Annotated in this window: 9 protein-coding genes; all 9 read right to left on the bottom strand. The window is 64.1% G+C overall.

The window, feature by feature from the left end; all coding sequences use genetic code 11:
* Positions 1-135: 135 nt before the first annotated feature.
* The gene (locus ASD80_RS08685; RefSeq protein ID WP_056231520.1) at positions 136-1,146 is read right to left on the bottom strand and encodes an ABC transporter ATP-binding protein; all 1,011 of its coding nucleotides are present in this window, start codon (positions 1,144-1,146) and stop codon (positions 136-138) included.
* A 147-nt stretch (positions 1,147-1,293) separates the two neighbouring features.
* On the bottom strand, positions 1,294-2,265 hold the full coding sequence (locus ASD80_RS08680; protein ID WP_056231516.1) for an ABC transporter ATP-binding protein: 972 nt from the start codon (positions 2,263-2,265) through the stop codon (positions 1,294-1,296).
* Positions 2,255-3,199 (bottom strand): ABC transporter permease, encoded by a 945-nt coding sequence (locus tag ASD80_RS08675; protein ID WP_082555156.1) that lies wholly within the window; start codon positions 3,197-3,199, stop codon positions 2,255-2,257. Before ASD80_RS08675 ends, ASD80_RS08680 begins: the two co-directional genes overlap by 11 nt.
* A gap of 108 nt (positions 3,200-3,307) precedes the next feature.
* A complete protein-coding gene (locus tag ASD80_RS08670; RefSeq protein WP_056231513.1) occupies positions 3,308-4,279 on the bottom strand; it encodes an ABC transporter permease in 972 nt (323 codons plus the stop codon).
* 231 nt (positions 4,280-4,510) lie between these two features.
* Complete coding sequence (locus ASD80_RS08665; RefSeq protein WP_162247335.1) at positions 4,511-6,187, bottom strand: ABC transporter substrate-binding protein; 1,677 nt, start codon at positions 6,185-6,187, stop codon at positions 4,511-4,513.
* Positions 6,188-6,355: 168 nt separating this feature from the next.
* Positions 6,356-7,363, bottom strand: a complete 1,008-nt coding sequence (locus tag ASD80_RS08660; protein WP_056231509.1) for a LacI family DNA-binding transcriptional regulator — start codon at positions 7,361-7,363, stop codon at positions 6,356-6,358.
* A gap of 289 nt (positions 7,364-7,652) precedes the next feature.
* Positions 7,653-8,714 carry a D-TA family PLP-dependent enzyme gene (locus ASD80_RS08655; RefSeq protein ID WP_056231506.1) on the bottom strand — a complete coding sequence of 354 codons (1,062 nt, stop codon included), beginning with the start codon at positions 8,712-8,714 and terminating at the stop codon, positions 7,653-7,655.
* Positions 8,711-9,493: an SDR family oxidoreductase gene (locus tag ASD80_RS08650; RefSeq protein ID WP_056231503.1), complete on the bottom strand. Its 783-nt coding sequence runs from the start codon at positions 9,491-9,493 to the stop codon at positions 8,711-8,713. The genes ASD80_RS08655 and ASD80_RS08650 overlap by 4 nt, the downstream gene beginning before the upstream one ends.
* A gap of 149 nt (positions 9,494-9,642) precedes the next feature.
* Positions 9,643-10,026, bottom strand: coding sequence for a RidA family protein (locus ASD80_RS08645; protein WP_056231500.1), 384 nt, complete (start codon positions 10,024-10,026; stop codon positions 9,643-9,645).
* Positions 10,027-10,138 lie beyond the last annotated feature (112 nt).

The following is a 10,138-nucleotide window of genomic DNA, read 5'->3' as shown; positions in this document are numbered from 1 at the left end:
ATAAGGCCTGCCCGAGGACGGTCGATGTCTGCCCGGGAGCGCGGGTGCGACCGCCTCCCGGGACATCTTAATCAGATTTCGTCGATACAAGCCCGAGGATGACGATCGCGTTTGGGGCTCACCCACTGTCGAACCCTAGATATGATGGCACCGCACCATATGCGTCGGCCCCACCGCCGTTGGCGCGGGCATGACCTCCTTGCAGATCGCCGTGACGCGGGGGCAGCGGGAGACGAAGGGGCAGCCCTTGCTTTGCGCGGTCCAGAGGGGGATATCCACCGCCCGGCGGGTGCGGGTGGTCGAAATCTTGCGCGCCGGGTTGGGCACCGCTTCGATCAGCAATTGCGTATAGGGGTGCTGCGGCCGCTCGGTGATTTCCTCGCTCGGCCCCTGCTCCACCAGATGGCCGGCATAGAGCACGGCGGTATCCTCGGCAAAGTAGCGGGCGGTGGCGATGTCGTGGGTGATGTAGAGCGCGGCAAGCTGGCGCTGCACCTTCATGTCTTCGAGCAGGTTGAGGATGCCCAGCCGCACGGAGACATCGAGCATCGAGGTCGGCTCGTCGGCCAGCAGCACTACCGGCTGCACCGACAAAGCGCGGGCGATGGCGACGCGCTGGCGCTGGCCGCCGGACAGTTCATGGGGGCGGCGCTTGAGATAGTCGGCCGCGGGGCGGAGGCCGACACGATCGAGCAGAGCCAGCATTTCGGCCTGCACCGCCTTACCCGAAAGGTCGGCGCGATGCAGACGCAGAGGTCGTTCGAGATGGTAGCCGATGGTCTGGGTGGGGTTGAGCGAACCGAAGGGGTCCTGGAACACCATCTGCACGTCGGAGCGGTATTGGGCCAGGCGCCGGCCGGAGAATTTGGTGACGTCCTCGCCCGCGAAGGTGATGGTGCCACGGGTGGGCTGGTAGACGCGGGCCAGCATGCGGGCGCAGGTGGATTTGCCGGAGCCGGATTCGCCCACCAGCGCCAGGGCGCGGCCGCTGACCAGCTTGAGCGACACGCCGGACAGCGCCCGCAAAACGGTCTGGTTGAAGAAGGTGCCGCCAAGGACGAAGTCCTTGTCGACGGCATCCATCTCGATGACGGTGCGGCCCGATGTGGCGGTGACGCCGGTGCCTTCCAGTTCAGCGAGTGACATGTGAATCTCCCACCTCTCCCTTGGGGGAGAGGTCGACTTGCCAAGCAAGGCGGGTGAGGGGGCCTTTTCCTGGTACGGTGCGGAGGAAGGCCCCCTCACCCGGCGCTACGCGCCGACCTCTCCCCCGAAGGGAGAGGTCAGAAAGATTCAGTTCAGCAAGTGACATGCCGCCTCGCTTTCATGCTCGGGGTAGAAGCGCAGTTCGGGCGCGGTTTGGGTGCAGACGGCCATGGCGTGGGGGCAGCGCGGCGAGAAGCGGCAGCCTTGCGGCAAAGCCCGCAGATCGGGCGGGGAGCCGGCAATGCCTTCGAGCCGCTGGCGCGGGCCTGATAGCGGCGGGAAGCTGCTGCCCAGCGCGCGGGTATAGGGGTGCTGGGGGTTGGTGAGGATGGAACTTGCCGGGGCCACTTCCACCAGTTCGCCGGAATACATGACGCCGATGCGGTCGCAGAATTCGATCATCAGGCCCAGGTCATGGGTGATGAACAGCACCGAAAAGCCGAGCCGGGATTTCAGCTCGACAATCTGCTCGATAATGTCGCGCTGCACCACCACGTCGAGCGCGGTGGTCGGCTCGTCCATGATGATGAGGCGCGGATTGAGCGCCAGGGCGATGGCGATGCAGATGCGCTGGCGCATGCCGCCGGAGAATTGATGGGGGAAATCATCGAGCCGCTGCGGCGGAATGCCGACCAACTCGAACATTTCCACCGCGCGGGCGCGGGCACCCTTCTCGCCCAGTTCGGGATTGTGGGTTTCGATGACATCCATAATCTGCTCGGACACGGGAATGACCGGATTGAGCGCGTTCATGGCCGACTGGAAGACGAAGCTCACCTCGCGCCAGCGGTAGGCCTTGAGGCGGGCCTTTTCGAACTGCAGGACCTCTTCGCCGCCGAAGCGCACCGAGCCGCCCGAGACCAAGCCCGGCAGGCGGGTCAGCCGGGCCAGCGCGAAGGCGACGGTACTCTTGCCGCAGCCGCTTTCACCGGCCAGCCCGAAGGCTTCGCCCTCGCGGATATCGAAGTCGATGCCGTTGACGGCGCGGGCAATGGAATTGTCCCCCACATAGTCGACGGTGAGGTTGCGGACCTCCAGCAAAGCGCGATCAGAAGACATCGGCGCTCCTCCCGCGGCGGCTGAGGAAACGCTTGATCCTGCCGATCTTGCGGCTGGCCTTGAGCTGGGGATTGGTGATTTCGTCGACCGCGAAGTTGATCAGGACGAGGGCCGCGCCGGTCAGCATGATGGCGATGCAGGGCGGCCAGATTTCCCACCAGGCGCCGCTCTGCAGCGCGAGGTTCTTTTGTGCCCAATAGAGCATGGTGCCCCAGGTGACCGAATTGGGATCGCCCAGGCCGATGAATTCGAGCGCCGCTTCGGCCAGGATGGCAGCGATGGTGCCGAGCACGAAACCGCCCATGACGAAGCTGAGCATATTGGGGAAGATCTCGATGAGGATGATGCGCCACTTCTTCTCGCCCATCAGCTCGGCCGCCAGCACGAATTCGCGGGCGCGCAAAGCCAGCGTCTGCGTTCTGATGGTTCGGGCGGCCCAGCCCCATCCGGTCAGCGCCAGCACGAGGCCGATGACAGGTGGTCCGGCGGTTTCGACCATGGTGGCGATGACGATGATGAGGGGCAGGCCCGGCAGGACCAGCACCACATTGACGAAGAAGGTGATGATATCGTCGGTGCGGCCGCCGAAATAGCCGGCCGAAATGCCGAGCGCCAGGCCGATCATGGCCGCGGCAAGACCCGCACCGATGCCGACAGTGAGGCTGACGCGGCCGCCATAGACCAGTTGGGTGAAGGCGTCCTTGCCCATGCGGGTGGTGCCCAGCACATGCTCATAGCCCGGCTGGACATGGGGTTTGCCGGCGCGGCGGTTGGGATCGTAGCTGGTGAGCAGCGGCGCGAACAATGCGGTCAGGATCAGCGCCAGCAGGATGATGACGCCGACCATGCCCTTGCCATTGGTGACAAAGGCGGCAAGGCCCGGCGGCAGGCGGCTGGTCCAGCCGGGGCGCGACTTGAGACCGAGTTCGGCCATGAGTTCGGCCTGGCTGGGCGGGCGCAGGACCTCGGCGGCGTTTTCAGCGCGCAAGGGGCGGGACAGGCCGGGTGTTTGGACAATTTCGCTCATCTGTCGCACCTCTCCTCAGGTTCGCAGGCGTGGATCGAGGATGACATTGGCGATGTCGGAGAGCAGGTTGGCCACCAGCACCGAGGCGGTGAGCAGCAGCAACTGGCCCTGAATGAAGGAATAGTCCCTGGAGCCAATGGCGGTGAAGGTGAACTTGCCCAGGCCCGGATAGTTGAACACCTGCTCGGTCACCAGCGCGCCACCGAGCAGGAAGCCGATGGAGAGGGCCAAGGCGGTGATCTGCGGCAGGATGGCGTTGCGGGCGACATAGCGGTAGCGCACGCGCCGGTCGGACAATCCCTTGGCCTTGGCGAGGATGACGAAATCCTCGTTGAGCAGGTTGATCATGACGTTGCGCATGCCCAGGTGCCAGCCGCCGAAACTGACAAGGAAGATGGACAGCACCGGCAAGGTGGCGTGGTAGAGCACGTTGCCGATGAACTCGAAGCTGAAGCTGGGCATGATCGAGGTGCTATGCGCCCGCCCCAGTGGAAACCACTGCAATTGCAGCGAGAAGGCATAAAATAGCAGCAAGGCCACGATGGCCGGGGTGAAGGCGTTGAGCATCACGTTGATGGGCGTGAAGAAGCTGTCGAAAAAGCCGCCGCGATGCCAGGCGGCGTGGATGCCCATGAAGCTGCCGATGGTGAAGGCGAAGAAGATGGCCAGGCCGACCAGGACCAGCGTCCAGGTGGCCGCATAGAACAGCAGCGAGGCGGTCGGCTCGGGAAACTGCACGGTCGAGATGCCGAAATCGAGCCGCATGATCGAGCCGACATAGGTGACGTATTGCTCCCAGAGCGAGCCGGTAAAGCCATACGACTTGCGGATCGCCTCGACCTGGGACTCGTTGAGCCGGCCCTGGAAGGAGGCGATGATGCGCGCCGACGGATCGCCGGGCATCAGCCGCGGGATGAAGAAATTGAAGGTGACCGCCAGGAAGAAGGCACCGATGTAGAAGGCGAGACGGCGGAGCAGGAATATCATCTGGTCTCCTTTTCCTTGGGCAGCATTTCCCAGTCGACACCCTCCCCCTTGCGGGGAGGGATCAAGGGTGGGGGGCGGTTGGCCACGATACATCGTGGCTCCCAAGACCCCCTCCCCAACCTCCCCCGTCAAGGGGGAGGTGCCGTCCGGCGGACGTGGCGAGAACTCGCCACGATCAGAGAAGCAGTGCCGGCGGGCCGAGTGGCCCGGTCCGCCGGTCTTCGCGGGAGGTTACTCGACTGGCTGCAGGCTCAGGGCGTGCAGCACGCGCTCGCGGGTGCCGTCATGCACCTGCGGGCGATAGCGCGGATCGTCCTCGGTCACCCAGCCGGTGAAGTGGCGGGTGGAATATTCGTACCAGGTCGGGTTGGCGAACAGCGAGATGACGGGCACGTTCTCGGCCACCAGCTTGTGGACTTCGCCGATATCGGCGAGCTGCGCGTCACGATCGGAGGTGCTGCGGAACTTGTCCAATGCCTCCTCGATCCCAGGGATCACCAACTGGTGCATGGCCTGGAAGTCGATCTGGCCGGGCACCATCAGGCGCGGGTTGAACATGGGCTGGTACTGGCTGAACGGGGTGGCGCCGCCATTGGTCCACATCACATAGACGTCGAAATTGCCCTGTGGCACGCCATCGAACCAGGCACCTTCATCCATGGTCTTGAGGCTGGCATTGATGCCGACATCCTGCAGGTTTTCCGCGACGGTCTGGCCGGTATTGACCCAGTCAGTCCAGCCCGAAGGCATTGAGATGCCGAAGGAGATCGGCGAGCCGTCAAGATTGTCGCGCCAGCCGTCGCCATCCTTGTCGACGAAGCCGGCGGCATCGAGCAGCTCGATGGCCTTTTCCGGCGTATACTGCATCAGCCATTCATAGGGCTGGAGCGCGGCTTCGTCATACCAGGTGTTGAACATCTCGCCGGTGCCGATGGGGAAGCGCGTATGCGTGGTCAGCCCGAAGGTGGAGATATCCACCAGCGTATCGCGGTCGATGGCGACCGACATGGCCTTGCGGAATTCGAGATTGTCGAATGGCGCCTTGGTGGTGTTGAGCTGCAGGTTCACGTCCGAACCGGCCGGCAGCCAGTAATTGTTGAATTCGGACTGCGGCAGGAAGGTGATGTCGGGATCGGTGAGGCCGTCACCCAGCCAGTCCAGGTCGCCGGCCGAGAGCGCCGCGACGGTCTGCTCGTTGCCGTTCATCTGCGGGAAGCTCAGGCAGTCGATCTTGTTGTCGGCATTGTAGTGGCTCAGCTCGTTGCGGCAGACCTCGTAGCCGCTGCGCGAGAAGTTGCGCACTTCGGTCCACGGGCCGGTGGCGACGGGCGTGGTGTTGGCGAAGTTCTTGGGATCGTCGACGCTGCTCCAGATATGCTCGGGCAGCGGGTAAATCTGGCCCTGGCCGTAGCGCGCCAGCGAGTCCGGCTCATGCAGGTTGAAACGCACCGTCAGGTCATCGATTTTTTCGGCGCTGACCACATTGCCGGTGCCGGTTTCCTCGCTATAGACGTCGATGCCCATCGGATAGTCGGGATGCGCCTTGGCGTAGTCGAAGGTGAAAACCACGTCGTCGGCGTTGAAATCCTCGCCGTCGCTCCACTTGGTGTCGGGGCGCAACTTCCAGGTGACGCTCTTGAGATCCTCGGCAATCTCATAGGACATTGCCAGGCCCGGTACGTCCGCATCGGGATTCCAGACATTTTCGATCCACAGCGGCTCATAAGTGAAGTCGCGCGTGCGCTGCTGCGGGCCGGTGGGATTGTTGGGGTTGAAATTCTCCACCATGGCATCGGTGTGATAGGGCAAGAGGCGCAAGATCACCTCTTCCTGCCCGACGGCCGGCACGATGGCGCTGGTAGTCAGCAAGGCGCCGGCCAGCACGGTCAATAATCCGATCTTATGCAAGGTCTTCTCCTCCTTTGGCGGGTCGCCCACACTCCCATGTGAGATCGATCCCATAATGTCCCTGTATGGCCTCGGCGGCGCCGTTGCCAAGCTGATCGCGTCGCGTCCTCATGCCGGCGTCTCCTTCACCGACCAGCGCGCGATGTCCCTCCTGCCTGCCTCCTTTCGCTAATGGCTTGCCGGACCGACGCTGTCGCGCACGACAAGCGAAGTCCCGATCGTGTTCTGCAGCATGGCCGAGCCGGGCTCGCCCAGGAGCTTGAGCAGCAGGTTTGCCGCCGTCTCGCCGATTTCGTCGACCGGCTGCCTGATGGTGGTGAGCGGCGGCCATAGGTGGCGCGCGTGAAAGGCGTCGTCGAAGCCGATGACCGATACGTCCTGTGGCACCGACTTGCCGGCATGGCGCAAGGCTAGCAGCACGCCCGCCGCCATGTCGTCATCACCGGCAAAGATGGCGGTGAAGTCATGCCCCTCGTCGAGCAGAGCCATGGTGGCCGAATAGCCGAATTCCTGGCTGAACTCGCCGTTGACGACCTTGATATCGGCCATGTCCATGCCGTGGGCGGCCAGCGCGGCGCCAATGCCCTCCAGGCGGGCGGCGGTATCGCCGAAATCGGCCTGGCCGGACAGATGAACGATGCGGCGATGGCCCTGTTCGAGCAGGAAGCCGACCGCGTCGCGAGCGCCGCCGAAATTGTCGAGCTGCACCGAGCCGCGTGCCACCTCGCAGCCCATGCGGCCGATCATTACCACCGGGATATGCGCGGCGCGGATGATCTCGACCACGTCGGCGCGCAGGGGACGTTCCAGATAGAGCAGGATGCCGTCGCAGGAGCGGTCGACCAGCTCGATAATGGCGCGGGCTTCCTCGTCCTGGTCGGCATAGCCGGAGGAGACCATCAGCGCCTTGCCGGCCTTGCGGGTGGCGCGCTGCAGGCCATAGACCATGTTGGCGAAATAGGGTGTGCCCACATCGACGACCACCGCGCCGATCATGTTGGAGCGGTTGGAACGCAGGGCCTGGGCCAGGGTATTGGGGCGGTAGCCGAGCTCGGCTATGGCCTTCTGGATGGCGCGGCGTTTTTCGTCCGAGACATAGCCATTGTCGGCCACGACCCGGGACACGGTCGACCGGGATACGCCCGCTCGTTTCGACACATCATCGATGGTCGCCATGCCGTCCTCAACTCCCCTGCGGTCTCTTGTGGGACCGATCCCACATGGTGAAATCGTTTGCGGGAGAGAGTCAAGAAGACCACTTGCAGCCAGCGCGAATTTTGATGGGCTGTGTGAAAGTGGCGCTGGACGCGACTTCGGCGGCGGCTAAGTGGCTTTGGCAAAAGCGGTTTTAGGCTACGACGAAAGTATGAGATTGGTCGCGATAGGTATTATAAATGGAGCAAGTGGTTATAAAGTGGTATTGGATTCGACCACGGCGCGCGCCTCACCCACCGGGCGTCACCCCTCAGTCCACCCTGCCCCGCGCCGCCACGTCCACCGTCTCGACCACCCTGCCCCGCGAAATCAGCGTCACCCGGTCGAACAGGTTGGACACCACGCAGGCGTGGTTGGGGATGATGCGGAGCTTGTCGCCGATCCGTGGCTTGTCGGCACAGGCGGAGAGGTCGATGGTGCCATGCTCCTCGCTGAGGCCGGTGATAACCGCCTCGGGATAGGCCTCGATCAGCCCGAAGCCGGTCATGCCCAGCGTGTCGCTGGTCAGGGCCTTGGAGCCGGCATCGATGATGGCGCGGGTCTCGGTGGGTCGGCTGACGACGGTTGCCAGCACGGTGAGGGCGCAGTCGTCGAACGTGCCGACGCCTTTGGCGACTTGGAAACGGTCCATATAGATATAGGTGCCCGGCCGGTGCTCGGTGGCCGATGTGACCTCGTGGGCACGCCACAGGTCGGGTGTGCCACCATTGGACACCACCGGTGGTGGCAGGCCGGCGGTGGTCAGCAGCAGCCTGGCGGCGGCGAGCCAGGCGGCATTGGCTTCCACTTGGCCGGCGGCGGGATAGGTCATCAAGCCGCCGAAGCGCAGGCCGGGGGAATTGGCGATCTTCTCGGCCAAAGCCAGCGCGGCGGTCGGCGTCTGCACGCCGCAGCGGCCCATGCCGGTGTCACATTCGACCAGCACCGTGAGCGGCGTGGCGGAACCGGCAAAGGTGCGCGACAGGCCATCGACGGTTTCGGGGCTGTCCGCGGTGACCGTGATGTGGACGCGGGCCGCCAGCGCCTTGAGGCGCGCCAGCTTGGCGGGGCCGATGATATTATAGGGCAGGAAAATCTCGCTGATGCCGGCATCGGCGAAGACTTCCGCCTCGCCCAGCTTCTGCACGGTAATGCCCACCGCACCCAGTTCCATGGCGCGGCGGGCAAAGCGCGGCAGCTTGTGGGTCTTGATATGCGGGCGCAGTTTCAGGCCGTGGGTATCGGCATAACCCTGCGCACGGCCGAGATTGGCCTCGACGCGGTCGAGATCGATCAGCACGGCGGGGGTGTCGAGTTCGAAAATGTCGGTCATTTGCCTCGCAATACCTCATCGACGAAACGCAGGTTACCGGCGGTGAGGCCGGCATCGACCGGCAGCACCGTGCCGGTAATCCCAGAAGCCGCGTCGGAACAGTAGAATACCGCCGCATTCGCGACCTCTGATGGCAATACCATACGCCCCAAAGGGTAATGGGGGAGAACATTGTCGAGCAGGGTCGGATCGGCCGCGAGGCGATGGTCCCAGGCCGGGGTGCGCACCGAGCCGGGGCAGATGACATTGGCCCGCACGCCCGCGGCGCCGCGCTCCACGGCTATGGCCTTGGCATAGGCGATGAGCCCAGCCTTGGCGGCGGAATAGGCCGGATTGCCGAAATGGGCCAGGGCATTGACCGAGGAGATGAAGACCAGGCTCCCCCTGCCCCGCGCGGCCATGGCAGCGACGATCGGGTCGGTCATGGCGTAGGCGCCGTTGAGGTTGATTGATAGTTCTGAGGCCCAGACATCGTCATCGACCTGGCCGAAATGTTCGGCGCGGGTGAAGCCGGCATTGGAGACGACGGCATCGGGGGCGCCGTGGGTGGCAAGCCAGGCCGTGATGGCTGCGCGGGTGGCTTTGGGGTCGGCCTGATCGAAGAGGACGGTGCCGGCGAGATCGAGACCATCCAGCATGGCGGCTTCGCGGTCGGCACCGATGACGCTGGCCCCGGCCTCGCGGAAGGTCTTGACCAGCGACTGGCCGATGCCGCCGCCGGCGCCGGAGATGAGGACGGTCTTGCCGTCGAGGCGGAAGGGGGAGTTTGGCTCGGTCATTTCGTAATCCTCCGGCTTCCCTACCCCCACCCTCACTCCCTCCCACAAGGGGAGGGAAGCCTGATCGAGCCTCGCTGAACCGTCAGTCGACTCCCTCCCCTGGATGGGGAAGGATCAAGGGTGGGGTGGGGCCACGTACACTATGCCTGTTACGGCCCCTTATACGCCACGCAGTCGATCTCGACCTTGCAGTCGACCATCATGTGGCTCTGCACCGCGGCGCGGGCCGGCGGGTGCTCGCCGAAATAGCTTTTATAAACAGCGTTGAAGCTCCAGAAATCGCGGGGATCGTCGAGCCAGACGCCGCAGCGCACCACATGTTCGAGGCCGTAGCCAGCCTCTTCGAGGATGGCGATGACGTTGCGGATCGTCAGGTGGGTCTGCTCGATGATGCCGGCGCCAACGATCTCGCCATCCTTCATCGCCACCTGGCCGGAGACGAAGAGCCAGCCGCCGGCTTCGACGGCGCGGGCGAAGGGCAGGTTCTGGCCGCCGGCGCCGGATTTTTCCGCTCCGTAACGCTTGATGGGCATGGCAGCACTCCTTGGTCTATTCTGAAAGCCAATTTCGTAATTCTGCATTCTATCGGGAGAAACCGGCGATTTCTCCCGCAATTTGTGGCCAACAATGTAAATTTCTTACGTG

Source organism: Devosia sp. Root635 (genome assembly GCF_001427605.1).
Taxonomy (GTDB): Bacteria; Pseudomonadota; Alphaproteobacteria; order Rhizobiales; family Devosiaceae; genus Devosia.
Note: the sequence above shows the minus strand (reverse complement) of the source record. Positions and strands in the feature narration are given on the sequence as shown.

Coding starts and splice junctions, on each gene's coding strand:
- ASD80_RS08685 (WP_056231520.1), bottom strand. CDS start 1,146: ATGTCACTCGCTGAACTGGAAGGCACCGGCGTCACCGCCACATCGGGC.
- ASD80_RS08660 (WP_056231509.1), bottom strand. CDS start 7,363: ATGGCGACCATCGATGATGTGTCGAAACGAGCGGGCGTATCCCGGTCG.
- ASD80_RS08680 (WP_056231516.1), bottom strand. CDS start 2,265: ATGTCTTCTGATCGCGCTTTGCTGGAGGTCCGCAACCTCACCGTCGAC.
- ASD80_RS08655 (WP_056231506.1), bottom strand. CDS start 8,714: ATGACCGACATTTTCGAACTCGACACCCCCGCCGTGCTGATCGATCTC.
- ASD80_RS08670 (WP_056231513.1), bottom strand. CDS start 4,279: ATGATATTCCTGCTCCGCCGTCTCGCCTTCTACATCGGTGCCTTCTTC.
- ASD80_RS08675 (WP_082555156.1), bottom strand. CDS start 3,199: ATGGCCGAACTCGGTCTCAAGTCGCGCCCCGGCTGGACCAGCCGCCTG.
- ASD80_RS08645 (WP_056231500.1), bottom strand. CDS start 10,026: ATGCCCATCAAGCGTTACGGAGCGGAAAAATCCGGCGCCGGCGGCCAG.
- ASD80_RS08650 (WP_056231503.1), bottom strand. CDS start 9,493: ATGACCGAGCCAAACTCCCCCTTCCGCCTCGACGGCAAGACCGTCCTC.